Consider the following 15,397-nt stretch of genomic DNA (forward strand, 5'->3'; position numbering starts at 1 on the left):
CGATAAAGAAACGGGTTCAGTGGGGGAGAGTTATATGTTTTTGAATCAGGTCTTTGCGGTAGTCGACTTAGAGACAACTGGCACACAGAGAAATGAACACGATCGAATAATTCAATTTGGTTGTGCTCTTATTAAAAACGGTCATATTTTCAAGACATTTTCCTTCTTAATCAACCCGCAGAAACGGATCCCACCAGTGATTGAGAACCTGACTGGTATCACCAACAAAAGCGTTAAAAACCAGCCTCCATTCGCGTATTTTGCTGCCCAAATCAGCAAAATACTCAAAAATACAATTTTTGTGGCACATAACGTCAACTTTGACTTACCGTTCTTAAACTATGAGCTAGTAAACGCTGGTCTCGAACCACTGACCAATCGTTCGCTTGATACCGTTGAATTAGCCCAGATTGCCTTTCCCACTTTCGCAAGCTTCAAACTACAGGACCTCACGAAGCGCCTTAAAATTCGTCATACTAATCCACACCAAGCAGACTCGGATGCGGTGGTAACAGCCAAGCTGCTCTTGAAGATTCTAGCTGTGATTGAAGAAATGCCTCAGGCAACACTAAATCAACTGATGGGGCTTTCAAAGGGACTCACTCGTGACAACGATTACGTTTTCGAAGAAATTGCGAATACGAGTAGACTCTCTAAACGTCCTTTACCAAAGAACATGATTCAGATCAAGGGGTTGGTGCTCCAGAAACAAAGTCACGCCTTACCTGATCAAAACGCCCCGAGATTAACTTTTCCGTTGGCAGATAGTGACAAGAAGAAGATGTTCAAAGGAAATATCAACTATCGTCGGGGCCAGGTGAACTTGATCAATCGAATTCATAACTTCGTCAGTGCGAAGAATGACAAGTCATTGCTGGTTGAGGCACCAAATGGAACAGGGAAGACATTCAGCTATTTGTTTAGCTACGCCTACAATCTTTCAAACCTCCAGAAACTTGTTGTGGCTACGCCAACAATGGTCTTACAGCAGCAGATTGTGGAGCAGGAGATACCCCAGCTCAACCAAGTGACTGGATTACCCATTAAGGCAGAGTTAATTAAGAGTCCCAGCCATTACCTTGACCTAGACGGTTTCTTCCAAACGTTATATGACTTTAACCAGAACAAACCAACGACCATTCTTCAGATGAGAATTATCAGCTGGCTTACACAAACAACAACTGGCGACTTGGATGAACTACAATTAACCACTTATAACGCACCCATCTTTTCACTGATTAAACATCCAGGAGATGCAAGAGTTGGAACAGATTTCAGTGACGTGGACTTCTGGAATTACGCCCGCTATCGCCAGGAACAGGCCGACATTCTCGTAACCAATCACGCCTTCTTAGCTAACCACGGACACGACAGTATCTGGGGGCAGAATCCCTTTCTGGTGATTGATGAGGCTCACAGGTTTGAAGATAACGTGGTAAGTGCCCGCTCTAACTCGCTTCAATTCGAGAGCTTCTGGGGGCTGCTTAGTCACTTGCACCACGTGCTCTATAATAGTCACCAAAGTCTGGCGGACTCGTTTAACAATAGTCAGGATCTGCTGTTTCTCTTAAGTGGTTTGGAGCCTAAGATCACGGAGCTAATCCACACAATCAATGAAGTTCAGCGCCTGTATTATAGCGTCGGAAATCCACGTGAACACCCATATCAGAGGCGGAGAAATCAGATAGAAATCGTACTCAGCGGTGATGAAATAGTACCAATTCAAAAGGAGCTACGACGTGTTTTAGAGCGAATGCAGGCAAGGATTGATGAGGTCAGACAGGGTACGAATAAGATTGTCGATTGGCTTTTAGCACAAAAAGATAGTCTCTTAATGTCCGATATCGCCACAATCGACGATTTAACCAGTCAGCTGGATTATCTAGACAGTTACTCTGAATCGGCGTACATCCTATCAGATCAGCTGCTGGATGCCCAGACCTTGGGTGAGAAGGGTTTTCTACTCCAGATAACCGACCCAAACGATCCTTTGAGCACAAACGTCACTTGGTTGACGCTCGATACTAGTGATGATTTACACGATATCTATCAACGTTTTACCCATAAATTATTTGTTAGTGCAACTTTAACTAAAAATGATCAAGACTTTACCTTCATGGTCAAACAATTGGGACTAGATCCGACACAAGTTGAGACATATCAAGCAAAGTTAACCCTCGATTACAAAAAACATCTGAAAATTGCGTCCTTAAAAGATGGTTCAGTTGCGGGAAATCCCAATGAGCCCAATTTCGAACGCTATTTAGAACAGCAATTGCCACACTTGGCGTCCGTTAAAGCTCACACGCTAATTCTTTTCACCAATCTGGAAGTGATTAAAAATACTTATGAACGGATTGCTAACAACCCACTGCTGAAGGATTATGAAGTTTTGGCACAGGGTATTACGGGATCAAACGAGAAGATTGCGAAACGTTTTGCCTTGAGTAAAAAAGCTATTTTGCTTGGCGCAAATACGTTCTGGGAGGGAATTGACTTTCGGGATACGGTGGTCGATGTCGTGATTATTACTAGACTGCCGTTCGAATCCCCCGACCAACCAGCAGTCCAACTGCGCCAACAAAAGTTGGTGAAGCAGGGCTTTGATGTTTTCACGGAAGATGTGCTACCACGCGCCATCATCCGCTTTAGACAGGCAGAAGGACGTTTAATTCGCCATGAGCGCGATTATGGCGTCTTCATCGTGCTCGATCAACGCTTCAATCAAAGTGGCTACAGTACTGCATTCAAGCAAAGTTTGCCCGTTAAACAAATCGAATACCTACAGAAAGACGACTTGGTACAATTCCTGAAACATGAAAAATAAAAGAACGAACTGGAAAAAAATTTTTGCTATTGTAGCTACAACCTTACTATTAGTTTTTTGCGCGATCCTGATTGTCTTGAAACTTGCCATAGATCCCCGCTCAAATAGCGAGGAGCAGGTGCGGACAATTGCGCTACGGAAAACTCCCATTAAAACCGTCGCTGAATACTATCATCTGAATCGTAGCGTGCGCTCCGTTTCTTTGGCGGGCCAGGACAGCAAGAAGAAAAATTACTATTTCATCTATCTACCAAAGAGTAAAAAGGCCTATTTGTATGATACAAAGAATGGTCAAAGCAAGAAGAAAATTCTCAAAATATTTAGGGAGAATCATCCCAATCGGATAGTGAAAGATATCAATTTAGGTTGGTACCAGAAGCATGCCGTCTGGGAAGTACACTATACAAAAAACAACGGCAAAGTCGGTTTCGTACTCTATAATTTCAAGAACGGCGAGGAGCTATCCTACATTGATAACCTCTAGTTCTTTAATTGGAGTGTTAAGTTGCATATTTTTTTGTATAATAGAGAAGTAATTTTATAAAGGTTGGGTAAAAAATTGACAAAACAAATACATATCAACGAAGCAAGTCAGTACGTAGACCAAGAGGTGGTTATCGGTGTCTGGCTTGCAGACAAGCGTTCTAGCGGTAAAATCAGCTTCCTCCAACTACGTGATGGAACGGCGTTTTTCCAGGGCGTAGTCGTGAAGAATAGCGTTTCCGACCAGATCTGGGAAATTGCCAAATCAGTCCATCAGGAATCGAGCATGTACGTCACCGGTGTGATTCACGAAGATTCTCGCTCACACTTTGGCTACGAGATAGAAATCTCTGACATTGAGCTAATTTCACAGAGTGAGGGCTATCCAATTACACCTAAAGAACACGGAATTGAGTTCTTACTGGATAATCGCCACCTGTGGCTCAGATCGCGTCGACCATTTGCCATCATGAAGATTAGGAACGAAATGATTCGTGCTACCTATGAATTCTTCAACAAAGAGGGCTTCATCAAGATGGATTCACCAATCCTTACTGGTAGCGCACCGGAGGGCACGACCGAGTTATTCCACATTGACTATTTCGATTCAGATGCATATCTCTCTCAAAGTGGCCAATTATATCAGGAGGCCGGGGCAGAGGCATTTGGCAAAGTTTTCTCTTTCGGGCCAGCTTTTAGAGCTGAGAAATCAAAATCCAGAAGACACTTAACAGAATTCTGGATGATTGAGCCCGAAATGGCCTTCATGCATCAGGACGAAAGTTTGGCGATTCAGGAGCATTACATTGCATTCCTAGTCCAAAGTGTGCTAGACAATTGTGCGTATGAATTAAAAATCCTGGAGCGTGACACTGACCAATTGAAGAAATACACTAAGTTGCCTTTCCCAAGAATTAGCTATGATGAAGCAGTTGAGCTGCTCCAAAAGGGTGGTCATGACTTCAAGTGGGGCGAGGACTTTGGCTCACCCGATGAAACATTCATCTCGGAGCAATTTGATCAGCCGGTCTTCATCATGAACTACCCTAAGACCATCAAGCCATTCTACATGAAGGAAGATCCTAAGAGAGACGATGTTTACCTTTGTGCAGATTTACTGGCTCCTGAGGGTTACGGTGAAATTATTGGTGGGTCAGAGCGTGAGACCGATTATGAGATCTTAAAGCAACGAATTGTCGATGCTGGCCTGAGCTTAGACGAGTATCAATGGTATCTCGACCTACGCAAATACGGCAGTGTACCTCACTCTGGCTTTGGACTTGGGTTAGAACGTGCAATTACCTGGATTTGCAAACTAGATCATCTAAGAGAGGCTATCCCGTTCCCAAGAATGATCACAAGAATTAAGCCTTAATTTAAGCAAATTACTTAAAGTTGGACCGAAGGTTCAACTTTTTTCTGAATGGATGTAAGTAACATGACGCAAAAAAATGATAGCTTTCTTCAGTACCGCGAGCAAGGGTTTACAACAGTCAGCAACGCTTTACTGGCCAATTACAACAATCTTAAACTAAGTAATCAACAGTTAATTTTAATTCTTCAACTCGAACGCTACGCCCAGCGAAACGAATTTTTCCCTGCCAACGAACTCTTGGCTAGTCAAACTAATTTCTCTGTGAGCGAAGTTGGTTTAATTTTGCAATCATTGATCGACCAAGGCTTCCTCGTAATTGAGCAGGGAAATGATGCTAGTGGGCGGATTAACGATGCCTACACCTTGGCGCCGTTGTACGTCAAGTTGACTGAGTTTCTCGATCAAAATGTCGATGTTCATTCTCAGACTAGAGAAGCTGCTAGTCCAGTCGCTCAACCGCAGGAATCAAAACTCGACCAAACAATTCGTCAATTTGAAATTGAATTCGGTCGCATGATTTCACCAATCGAGCGCCAAATGATCCAGTCATGGTTCACTGTTGACCATTACGATGCAGGCGTAATTCAGCTGGCACTTCGTGAGGCAGTCTTAGCACAAGTTTACAATTTCAAATACGTCGATCGGATACTGCTGAACTGGCAGAGAATGAACTTGAAGACGACATTACAAGTGGAACGCTACTTGCAGCAGTAGGAGGTTTTAGATGGCATTACTAAGCAAAAAGGCTGCACGCACGGTTTTGTACCGCATCCTTGCAATGTATCCTGATGCAACGACGGAACTAAACTACGATACGCCATTTCACTTATTGTGTGCAGTAATCATGAGTGCGCAGACGACCGATAAGCAGGTTAACAAGCTTACCCCAGAATTCTTTGAACACTATCCTGATGCCCTGGCGCTCAGTCAGGCCTCGATTGAGGAGATCGAGCTCTATATCAGTTCCATTGGACTATACCATGCGAAGGCGCGAAACTTGAAAAAAACGGCCACAATTTTAGTCGAGCAATTTAATGGACAAGTACCCGATAGGAAAGCGGACTTACTGCAGCTAGCTGGTGTTGGTATTAAAACTGCTAATGTGGTACTCGCAGAAATCTACCATATCCCAGCCATCGCTGTTGACACTCACGTAGCACGGATTGCCAAGAAATTCAAAATCGTGGCGGCAAATGCAACGCCTGAACAGGTTGAGCAGCGGCTTGAGAGTATTCTCCCGCAGGAAGACTGGGTACGGGCACATCACGCAATGATTATGTTTGGTCGTTATACGATGACCGCTCGTGCGCAAAATCAAGATCCTTACTCATATTTGCCACCATTAAAAAAAGAAGATTTATCGTAGGATAAATCTTCTTTTTTGGCTATTTAACTAGTAAATACTAGTTTGCCGGTGGGGTATCCGGCTCATTTTCATCAGGATCGGTTTCGCCGGGCTTCTCACCATCATCACCGCCATCACCACCGGCACCAGCTCCACCGTTTTCACTTGGTGACGAACTAGAAGATGACGATGCTGCACTGCTAGAAGAACTACTCTCGAAGCTGCTATTAGTAATCACGGAAGAGCTAGATTTGGGCTCATAATCACTCTCGGAGTATGGACTATCTGGTTCACTGCCCTTAACAAATAATTCATTTACGTAACTAACCCCCGGTGCTGCTACGCGCGCAGGATCTGAATTGGGGATAATTCTCATCTTTACAACTGAGCTTGGTATCTTCCAATCCGTACTCTTCTCATTACTCATGAGATAGCTCATCATCTGTTTATAGAGTATTTGAGCCGAATACTCACCTTGACCTGTAATTGTACCATCCTTAAGTTGGTCAAATCCGGTCCAGACACTCATCGAGTATTGCTTGGTATAACCGTTGAACCACGAATCCTTCGGTGTTCCTCGATATGCTGGATACTTTACCAAGTCAGAATCTGAATACTTAACTGAACCGGTCTTACCTGCTTGGTAGATACCAGGAATTGCAGCAGTAGTACCTGAACCATCAGTAATGACACCCTTTAACATGTCGGTAATCATGTAAGCAGTGGACTTCTTCATCACACGTTTAGCCGAGCTTGAAAAAGTTCTGACAGTTCCGTCAGCAGTTTCAACCTGCTTGATGTAGCTTGGCTTGTGGTAAACACCGTCATTGGCAAAGGCCGCGAATGCACCTGCCATATGGAGGGAGGAGGCATCAGCGCCAATTGCAACAGAGAGACCCGCATCATTTGGAATACTTATACCCATTTTTTTAGCAAATTGAGCTGCACGGCTGATACCAACCTCACCCAAAGTTTTTACTGCGGGCACATTTCTAGATTGCTCTAAGGCGTAGCGCATACTCATTTGGCCCATATAGAGGTTGTCCCAATTGTACAGCTGAATGTTTGTGCCTGGGTAGGTGTACTTGGAATCATCAAGCTGTTTGTGGGTTGACCAATTGAGGTATTCAATGGCAGGGGCATAGTCCAATACCGGCTTAATCGAAGAGCCCGTACTTCTGGCCGTCTGAACTGCTCGGTTCAATCCAAGCTGAACATTTGGTAAATTTCGGCCACCAATCATCGCCACCACGCCACCGGTGCTCGGGTCAACGATTGTCGCGCCAACCTGTTGCGCGGAGCTTGAGAAGTAGACTGAACCGTTATTTACAAGATTGTAAAGGTGCTTTTGTGCCTCTACGTTCATGTTAACAGTGATCTTCAGATTATCATTATAGGGATCGTAGCCCTTGTCCTTCAAATCCGTGATAACTTCTTTGATGTATGGATCAAAAACCGCTCTCTCGGAGTCAGTCGTAGAAGTGGATTTTTTAGCCACTAGTCCCTCGGTAATCTTTGTGGCCTTGGCATCATCGTATTCCTGCTTTGTAATCTTCTTGTTTTTATACATCGCATCAAGTACGAGGTTACGTCTTTTAGCTGTGTTATCCGGGTAGACGTAAGGATCGAAATTCACCGGTGCATTTGGCATACCAGCAATGACTGCTGCCTGAGCCAAGGTAAGCTCCTTCAAACTCTTACCATAATAGTATTGTGATGCGGTCTCCATCCCGTAAACACCATAGTTCATGTAGACCTTATTAACATAGAACTCTAAAATCTGATCCTTCGTATACTGCTGTTCAAGTTTCATTGCAAGCCACGCTTCTTGTGCCTTACGTCTGAGTGTCCTTTGAGCCGCTGTCGTATCAAATACAGTTAGTTTAACTAGCTGTTGGGTTAAAGTACTGGCACCACCCGAGATGCTACCGCTAGAAACATTACCAAGGGCAGAAGTAACGATACGAATGGGGTCGATTCCGAGGGGATTACTGTAAAAGCGCCGGTCTTCTACACTAACAACCGCATCTTTAATTGTCTGTGGAATATCCTGATTTGCCACATAGTCTCTCTTGGCAGAGCCTAACGACACGATGAACTTGCCGTCGGTATCGTATAAACCAGAACTACCACCACTGGTTAGTTGTTTTTCAGAAATACTTGGTGCATCTTTAGCATAGTAGGCGAACAGGCCAACACCGGATACTAATGCGACCAGAATAAACAAACCTGTCCATTTCAAAATTTTCCGCCATAGTTTCTGGGGCTTTTGCTTACGGCCACGCTTTGGATGATTCAAGGCTGCACGAGTATTCTCGCTGCTTTTCGAGCGTCTTTTATTATCTGTCATTATTAGTTTTAATTCCTTTGTTTTTAATTAATTGATCAACTGCATCAAGGTAGGGGATGGTCGGGCGGTAGCCAATACTCAACTCAATTGACGCCTCCTCGATAGTAGTTAATTTAATCGATTTTTGGTCATCATCATGTTCAAAATTGGCTATAATTAGACTTGCTGGTGTCACGAAATAGCGGTTCATCGTACTGAATTTGATGATGACAAAGCAGATACCATCTTGGAGGAGACACCGCTTGAAGTGCTCAATTTGATGCTGGTGAAAGTTCTTCAAGGGGAAAGAAAGCTTGTTCTTGGTTTCTTTGGCCTCAAAGTCGACGTAATAACCGCGGTAGACGCCATTATAGTCTGTCGTCGATGCCTGTCTGAAGTATGCTTCTTTAATCACGGCTCTGCTTCGTTTTGGGTAATCAACACTCACGATTTGAATCGGGGTAGGTTTCTTATAGATTACGGCCTGATTATTCACCAGATAGTATTCGTTACTCTCGTTAATCTCTTCCTCAAGAGTCATCCCACGTCGTGAAAAGGTGGGTTGATTACTTTTTTTTAGAGTATCCGGATCTGTATGAAATTCTTTTCTGTTACCATTTGGATATTTGACCATTGAATTATCTCCTGCTAGCATTATAACAATAATGATGTAATTTAGAAAATAAGAGGTAGCGTTGTGGAGCGACTTTGGCTCACTGGTTATCGTAGTTATGAACTCAGTGTTTTCTCTGATACAGAACCCAAAGTTGAGGTCATCAAGTACGTGCTAACCAAAAGATTGCAAGATGAGATTGAGAACAACGGCCTAAAGTGGCTGATTACGGGTGGTAATCTCGGTGTGGAACAATGGGCGATTGAAGTCGCATTGAAACTACGCGAGGACTACCCATTAAAAGTTGCGCTAATCACACCATATGATCAGTTTGAACATAACTGGAAAGAAGACAAACAAATCAAGTTTAGTCAATTAAGGGCTAAGGTGGACTTCTTTGCAACAGTTTCGAAGCAACCTTATCAAAATTTTATGCAACTAAAGAATTACCAAACCTTCATGTTAGGCCATACTGACTATGCAATGCTGGTCTACGATTTGGAGCATGAGGGCAAGCCCAAATACGATTACAGTGCGATGACTAGAGAAGATGCAACGAGAGATTATCCCGTTAGCCTCATCGACTTCTATGAGCTAGAGGAGGGCGGGAACGACTTAGCGGAACAAAAACGTGACTGGATTGATTAATTTTTGCAAAAATTGATAATAAAGAGTTAATGTTGTTTGCGCAGTCAGTCATCTTTGATAAGATAAAGTCAGTAAATTAAGGAGCATTAAACATGAGTGAGCAGTATGAAATCAAATTAACAACAGACGAAATTTTAAAGCATCAGTTCAAGCAAGCGAGAAAAGGCTATGATACAAGTGAGGTAGATAACTACCTCGATAGTGTGATTGACGATTATGAGTCTTTCCAAGATATTATCACTAATTTACAAAGACAGAACAGTGAATTGAAGCGCCAGCTTGCCGATCAGGCTCACCGCTCGGATGTTCAAAATGAATCTGTGCAACCATTAGAGGACGAGAACCAGCCGTCAACTAATTTCGACATTATCCAAAGACTCAGTATCCTTGAACGGAAAGTATTCACTATCGAGCAAGCGCTTAATAAGAATGATTAATTATACTGGGCTTATTAAGTAGCTTGTGCTATAATCAATTGTTGTTGTATATGCAAATTTCGGGCAATCGCGGTCATTTAGTTGGCTGAGGAAAGTCCACGCTCGCACGAACTGTGATGTTCGTAGTGTTTGTACTTAGCCCAATAAGCTAAGGTATCGTAAGATAACGGCGGAAAAAGCACTAAGGTTTCGGCTATGTGTGAATATCCTGAAAAGTGCCACAGTGACGGAGCAATCTGGGAAACCAGGTTGGTGGAACGAGGTAAACCCTGCAAGCGGGCAACCCAAACTTTTGGTAGGGGCGCTTATGTCTAAGGAAACGAACTAAAGACATAGACATTTTTGTAGATAGATGATTGCTGAAGGTAAATCTCCCAAATTTACCGGAACAAAACGTGGCTTATAGAAGTTTGCATGGGATGAGTTGAGCTTATTGCTCAACTTTTTTTATAAAATTAAAGAGGATAATATGGAAAAATTTCAGCTGTATGCAACTATGGGCGCAGGTTTTGAGTCTGTCGTTGCAAAAGAATTACAGGCCTTAGGTTATGAAACCCGGACAGAGAACGGTAGGGTATTCTTTGAAGGAACACAAGAAGACATAGTCAAAACAAACCTTTGGCTGCGCACCGCCGATCGCATTAAAATCCTGTTAGAGGAATTCACCGCAACCAGTTTCGAGGAACTATATGACCAGGTCTATGACTATGATTGGGCGGGCCTGATTCCCGTTGATGGCCAGTTTCCTGTCAAGGGTCGTAGTGTGAAATCGAAGCTGCACAGTGAGCCTAATATCCAGTCCATTACGAAGAAAGCTGTTGTAGATAAACTAACTAAACAATACCGCCGACGCGGATTTCTCCCTGAAGTGGGCGCATTCTACCAGCTTGACGTCCAAATTGTGAAGGATTTGGTACGGATTTCGCTAGACACCACGGGCTCAAGCCTCTTCAAGCGTGGTTATCGGATCGAACACGGTGGGGCCCCTCTAAAAGAAAACTTTGCTGCTGCGATGCTGAAACTGACTCCATTCGATGGTACGCACCCGCTAATTGATCCCATGACCGGTTCAGGGACGATTGCGATCGAGGCGGCGATGATTGCAAGAAACATTGCACCTGGAAAACTGCGTGACTTTGCGTTTAGTGACTTTGACTGGTTCAACCATCAGCTACTGAAAAATGCTAAAGAAGAAGCCTTGACAAAAGAGACGACGGAACACGCCGAAATATGGGCCAGTGATATAGATGAATCCGTGCTGGCTGTTGCTAAACTGAACGCGAACAACATTGGTGTACTCCAAGACATCAAGTTCAAACAAGTTGCCGTCAAGGACTTCAAGACCGAACTGGAGAATGGTATTATCATTGCTAATCCGCCATATGGTAAAAGGCTAAAAGACGAAGAATCTGCACGTGCTCTCTACCACGAAATGGGGGAGGTATTCAGACCATTAACTAGTTTTAGTAAATACTATCTCACGAGCGACCTTGAATTTGAACGGTATTACGGTGAACGAGCCACTAAGCGGCGTAAGCTATACAATGGGTCAATCAGAACCGATTTTTACCAGTATTGGGCTAAACGAAAATAAATTTTCTCCAAATAAAAAATTATATGATTAACGAATCTTTTGTGCTACTCTTACCTTATTGAATAGGGGTGCTCAATGATGCAGAAGAAACATTGGTGGGGCCTAATCGGCCTCTTTTTTATTGGAATTGCTGTCATACTAGGCATTGGTTTCTATCATTATACCAACACCAATAGTCACTCGAAGACGTTACCCACAACCAATCAAACACCCAAAATTTGGGTCCTCAGCGACACACACTTCATCGCTGACTCACTTCATGATAATGGTCATAAGTTCAAGTATATGGAGGCCACAGCTGCTAGTAAGGATTTAAAGTACGGTACAGTATTACTCAAAAGTCTGGTTCAAAAGGCACTAAAAGAGAGGCCAGCGGCCGTAATCATTACGGGTGATGTGACATTTAATGGTGCGAAGAAGAGTGCGACACAACTAGCTAAAATATTCAAGCCACTAACAGATAATCAGATTAATTTCCTCGTCATCCCTGGTAATCATGATATTTATGATGGTTGGGCGCGGAGCTTCAAAGGCAAGCATGAATATAAAACAGAACAAATTAGCCCAGAAGACTGGCACCACATTTTCAAATCTAGTTATGAAAATGCAACTAGCGTTGATCCAGCCTCACTCAGTTACACGGTGCAACTAAACGATCAATATCAATTGTTGCTACTAGACACAAATAAATACAGTGTGGGGCCAGCGACGACTGCGCCGTATACAAGTGGTACAATCAGACCTGCCACGATTAAGTGGCTGGAGCAGCAATTAAAAGAGGGGCAGAAAAAAGGGTTACGGACGATTAGCTTCACCCACCACAACCTTTACCAACATAGTAGCCGCGGTAAGTTCGGCTATGTCATCGAAAATACTGCCACTGTGCAACGACTCTTTAGTAAATATGACGTCAAACTCAACTTTGCCGGGCATATTCATGCGCAAGATATTACTAAGGATTCAACAGGAAGATGTCCAACAATCGAGGTACTAAACGGTAGCTACGCCGTAGCACCAAATAGTTATGGCGAGCTGAAGTTGACACCAGGAAAGTTAGATTATCAGAAGAAAATGATGGATATTAGTCCATTTTTAAGATCGCAGGAACAAATAAATACCGATTTAAGTCACCATAAAGCATACGCCAAGAAACTTTTCTTTGACGACACAAAGGCAATCATCTATGAACGATTATACGCGCAGGCGAAGAACCAGCCCAAATTACTAGATGCCGCTGCCCAAAGTTTTGCTCAGCTGAACTGGTATTTCTTCACTGGTACCGATAATTTATCAGCACAACAAGTCGAAGAGTTCGAGCAGACGACTGGATTCAAAGCCCTCGTCAAATACGGTGCTGTGAGTGCTAACTACGCACAAACTGCGCTACAGGACAACAACATGGATGACAATTCATTAACTATTGAATATTAAAAAAATCCCAAATTGCAAGAACAAATTAGCCAAGCAATAAATCCCGGCAAGACAGTATTTTCATTGATATTCATATTTTAAAGATTCAATCTTTAGCCAGCGGCAGCGGAGAAAAGCTCTTTTGGGGTTTGGTAACCTGACTGCCGGCGTGGTAAGTTGTTTAGCTTGGCTTCCACTGCTTGGATATCACTAGGGCCTAAAGTATCCATGGACAGGCCCTTAGGCACATCACGACGGATCATTCGATTATGCGCCTCATTTGTGCCTCGTTCTGAAGAGCGGTAAGGGTGGGGACAGCAAAAGGTGGTTGTGCTGTGCCATCAAGTACAATCGTAACTTTCACGTTTGGGACCTCCTGTGAGACGCTTTTCTATATGCTAATATACATAAGTGTAACTAGATTAAAGCGCTTTTAACTAGGTGGTTGTTTATTGCTGATAAATGGTAAAATCAACGGCTTAAACGATAGGTATATTACTTTAGTTAAGTACGCAGCTTTGCTACACTATAAGAATAAGACATATTTTCAAGTAATATGATGGCTACTGTCACTTGTTTTTAACAACGCTATTAGCAAGTATCGGATGTTAGTTAAGCAGAACTTATTTCCCGATGTCGATTGGAACTAATATCGAAGTTAAGCAAGTCCAAGTCGTATCGTTCGGAACAGCGGAAACTTTCGGTACCAAAATTATTCACTGCTGTAGAGTAGAGGAGGAATGCAATATGGATATACCGACACTAGCAAAATATTTAGCTAAACGCAAACTGACATTGACCAGCGCCGAGAGCTTAACTAGCGGGACCTTTCAAAGCCAATTAGCCGCCACACCACAGGCTAGTCAAATTTATCCAGGCGGTTTCATCACCTACGCCACCACGGCTAAAACCAAGCTACTCGGCGTGCCGGCCGCTTTGATCGCAAAATATGGCGTCGTCAGTCCTGAAGTTGCTAAAAGCATGGCCCAACAAGCGCGCAAAATTGCCGGTACTGATTTTGCGTTAGCATTTACCGGCGTGGCCGGTCCTGATAAATTGGAGGGCGTAATGGTGGGGACTGTTTGTATCGGCTTAGCTAATCCGGAAACGACGTTAGCCAAAACGTATTATTTTCCTGGTGAACCTGAGTCAGTAATGACGCAGAGCTGCCAAGCAGGGATTGATTTATTGGTGCAATACTTGCAGAAATATTAAAACGATATTGCCAGCTAGCGTGAGGCAGCGTAAAGTTAAGTTATTAATTAGCTGGATCTAATTGGCTAACTTGATTATAAAACGCGCGATATTAAAAAATCTCCGCGATTGACTTTACATCAATCGCGGAGATTTTATTATTTAGTGCAAGTTACATCAGATTATTCTTCTTCAATATTTGCCAGACAAGAAGTGAGAAAAAGATGGTGATTAGAATAGTGATTATCCAGGCGAACGGGGAATCGGCAAACGGTAGTTTCACATTCATGCCATAGAAACCCGTAATTATCGTTGGAACAGTGAGCACAATCGAATAGATGGTCAGAAACTTCATCACATTATTCAGGTTATTATTGATCAGGTTATTGTAATTGTTCGTGAGTTTGTCGGTGATACTGGAGTAGAGCTGGACCATTTCCTGACTCTGCTTAGCTTCGACCAACACATCATTGAGGTGTTCTGATTCGTCCGGCGTGAATTTGAGGTTAGTGGACAAGCGGTGCTCATAGAGTTTAAGCGAGTCAAGCGCCATCACATTTGCGTTGATGTGCGTTAAGATTACCACGAAATTCTTGGAAATCTTGGCCAACTTGATAATACTGTCGTTACTCGTTCTATTCTGCATCTTTTCTTCTAGCTGATTACGCTCATTATTAGCCTCGTTAATTAAATCAAAGAAGCGTGTCGTGATGAGGTAGAGGACGTCAAAGATGAGAACCCAGAAGCTATTTGTCTCCTGCAGGTTATCCATCGTTTCATCATTTGGATCGTTATTCAACACCGAGACAAAGTCCTCCCGAACGAAGCCGGTTTTTGTGGTTAAAAAAACGAAGATCGCATACTGTTGCAAAATAATACCGATTGGCGGCACAAATTGGTCAGCTGAACGAACTGGCACATTATAAATGAGCAGCCATGTATCATGCTGCTCATCATACTCTGCTCGGGCGCGCTCACGCTCATCGCTAACATAGCCTAACATCTCGTAGCTCAGGCGGTTCTTTCTGTGGAGTTCCTTAATATCACTTGCTGTGATATCTTCGTAGAAATATATTTTTTTGTCGTTTAACTCTTGTGTATCTACTAGCATTTTAACTTCCAACTCTGGTTCGGGCTAAAAA

At 43.1% G+C, this 15,397-nt stretch carries 13 protein-coding genes, 1 other RNA gene and 1 pseudogene; 11 read left to right on the forward strand and 4 right to left on the reverse strand.

The genetic code is table 11. The features are described 5' to 3' along the window. Nucleotides 1-34 precede the first annotated feature (34 nt). From FC62_RS00955 to nth, 5 genes are all read left to right on the forward strand, one after another. Nucleotides 35-2,827: a helicase C-terminal domain-containing protein gene (locus tag FC62_RS00955; protein WP_056946151.1), complete on the forward strand. Its 2,793-nt coding sequence runs from the start codon at nt 35-37 to the stop codon at nt 2,825-2,827. Between the two features lie 76 nt (nt 2,828-2,903). Further along, nucleotides 2,904-3,311 (forward strand): PepSY domain-containing protein, encoded by a 408-nt coding sequence (locus FC62_RS00960; protein WP_236693755.1) that lies wholly within the window; start codon nt 2,904-2,906, stop codon nt 3,309-3,311. Nucleotides 3,312-3,386: 75 nt separating this feature from the next. Beyond that, on the forward strand, nt 3,387-4,685 hold the full coding sequence (asnS, locus tag FC62_RS00965; protein ID WP_054745066.1) for an asparagine--tRNA ligase: 1,299 nt from the start codon (nt 3,387-3,389) through the stop codon (nt 4,683-4,685). A 63-nt stretch (nt 4,686-4,748) separates the two neighbouring features. Continuing rightward, entirely contained in the window at nt 4,749-5,399 is a 651-nt protein-coding gene (locus tag FC62_RS00970; protein ID WP_056946142.1) for a DnaD domain protein, read from the forward strand. A 10-nt stretch (nt 5,400-5,409) separates the two neighbouring features. Further along, nucleotides 5,410-6,051: an endonuclease III gene (nth, locus tag FC62_RS00975; protein ID WP_056946141.1), complete on the forward strand. Its 642-nt coding sequence runs from the start codon at nt 5,410-5,412 to the stop codon at nt 6,049-6,051. 37 nt (nt 6,052-6,088) lie between these two features. Here nth and FC62_RS00980 read toward each other — a convergent pair whose 3' ends face one another. Both FC62_RS00980 and recU read right to left on the reverse strand, forming a co-directional pair. Continuing rightward, a complete protein-coding gene (locus FC62_RS00980) occupies nt 6,089-8,380 on the reverse strand; it encodes a PBP1A family penicillin-binding protein (protein WP_056946140.1) in 2,292 nt (763 codons plus the stop codon). Then, complete coding sequence (recU, locus tag FC62_RS00985; RefSeq protein ID WP_056946139.1) at nt 8,370-8,993, reverse strand: Holliday junction resolvase RecU; 624 nt, start codon at nt 8,991-8,993, stop codon at nt 8,370-8,372. The genes FC62_RS00980 and recU overlap by 11 nt, the downstream gene beginning before the upstream one ends. 63 nt (nt 8,994-9,056) lie before the next feature. Here recU and FC62_RS00990 point away from each other — a divergent pair, with 63 nt between their 5' ends. The 5 genes from FC62_RS00990 to FC62_RS01005 all read left to right on the forward strand — a co-directional run bounded on the left by FC62_RS00990 (nt 9,057) and on the right by FC62_RS01005 (nt 13,082). Then, nucleotides 9,057-9,620 carry an SLOG family protein gene (locus tag FC62_RS00990; RefSeq protein ID WP_056946138.1) on the forward strand — a complete coding sequence of 188 codons (564 nt, stop codon included), beginning with the start codon at nt 9,057-9,059 and terminating at the stop codon, nt 9,618-9,620. A gap of 92 nt (nt 9,621-9,712) precedes the next feature. Beyond that, entirely contained in the window at nt 9,713-10,057 is a 345-nt protein-coding gene (gene gpsB / locus FC62_RS00995) for a cell division regulator GpsB (protein WP_054745076.1), read from the forward strand. Between the two features lie 55 nt (nt 10,058-10,112). Further along, an RNA gene (gene rnpB / locus FC62_RS07895) (RNase P RNA component class B) lies at nt 10,113-10,465 on the forward strand. A gap of 61 nt (nt 10,466-10,526) precedes the next feature. Then, nucleotides 10,527-11,651, forward strand: coding sequence for a THUMP domain-containing class I SAM-dependent RNA methyltransferase (locus tag FC62_RS01000; RefSeq protein ID WP_056946137.1), 1,125 nt, complete (start codon nt 10,527-10,529; stop codon nt 11,649-11,651). Nucleotides 11,652-11,726: 75 nt separating this feature from the next. Then, on the forward strand, nt 11,727-13,082 hold the full coding sequence (locus tag FC62_RS01005; RefSeq protein WP_082611551.1) for a metallophosphoesterase: 1,356 nt from the start codon (nt 11,727-11,729) through the stop codon (nt 13,080-13,082). A 92-nt stretch (nt 13,083-13,174) separates the two neighbouring features. Here FC62_RS01005 and FC62_RS07900 read toward each other — a convergent pair. Next, nucleotides 13,175-13,372: pseudogene (locus FC62_RS07900) on the reverse strand (IS30 family transposase); the annotation flags it as partial. A gap of 436 nt (nt 13,373-13,808) precedes the next feature. On the opposite strand from FC62_RS07900, the gene FC62_RS01015 reads away from it, so the two are divergent. Further along, complete coding sequence (locus tag FC62_RS01015; protein ID WP_041816491.1) at nt 13,809-14,276, forward strand: CinA family protein; 468 nt, start codon at nt 13,809-13,811, stop codon at nt 14,274-14,276. A gap of 151 nt (nt 14,277-14,427) precedes the next feature. Here the strand turns inward: FC62_RS01015 and FC62_RS01020 are convergent, their stop codons facing one another. After that, a complete protein-coding gene (locus tag FC62_RS01020) occupies nt 14,428-15,366 on the reverse strand; it encodes a magnesium transporter CorA family protein (RefSeq protein WP_056946135.1) in 939 nt (312 codons plus the stop codon). Nucleotides 15,367-15,397: the final 31 nt, after the last annotated feature.

Origin of the sequence: Amylolactobacillus amylotrophicus DSM 20534 (assembly GCF_001434555.1) — a bacterium.
GTDB classification, from domain to species: domain Bacteria; phylum Bacillota; class Bacilli; order Lactobacillales; family Lactobacillaceae; genus Amylolactobacillus; species Amylolactobacillus amylophilus.

Excerpts from the sequence above, each read along its gene's own strand:
- FC62_RS00955 (WP_056946151.1), top strand. The coding sequence starts at position 35 with ATGTTTTTGAATCAGGTCTTTGCGGTAGTCGACTTAGAGACAACTGGC.
- FC62_RS00970 (WP_056946142.1), top strand. The coding sequence starts at position 4,749 with ATGACGCAAAAAAATGATAGCTTTCTTCAGTACCGCGAGCAAGGGTTT.
- nth (WP_056946141.1), top strand. The coding sequence starts at position 5,410 with ATGGCATTACTAAGCAAAAAGGCTGCACGCACGGTTTTGTACCGCATC.
- FC62_RS00980 (WP_056946140.1), bottom strand. The coding sequence starts at position 8,380 with ATGACAGATAATAAAAGACGCTCGAAAAGCAGCGAGAATACTCGTGCA.
- recU (WP_056946139.1), bottom strand. The coding sequence starts at position 8,993 with ATGGTCAAATATCCAAATGGTAACAGAAAAGAATTTCATACAGATCCG.
- gpsB (WP_054745076.1), top strand. The coding sequence starts at position 9,713 with ATGAGTGAGCAGTATGAAATCAAATTAACAACAGACGAAATTTTAAAG.
- FC62_RS01000 (WP_056946137.1), top strand. The coding sequence starts at position 10,527 with ATGGAAAAATTTCAGCTGTATGCAACTATGGGCGCAGGTTTTGAGTCT.
- FC62_RS01005 (WP_082611551.1), top strand. The coding sequence starts at position 11,727 with ATGATGCAGAAGAAACATTGGTGGGGCCTAATCGGCCTCTTTTTTATT.
- FC62_RS01015 (WP_041816491.1), top strand. The coding sequence starts at position 13,809 with ATGGATATACCGACACTAGCAAAATATTTAGCTAAACGCAAACTGACA.
- FC62_RS01020 (WP_056946135.1), bottom strand. The coding sequence starts at position 15,366 with ATGCTAGTAGATACACAAGAGTTAAACGACAAAAAAATATATTTCTAC.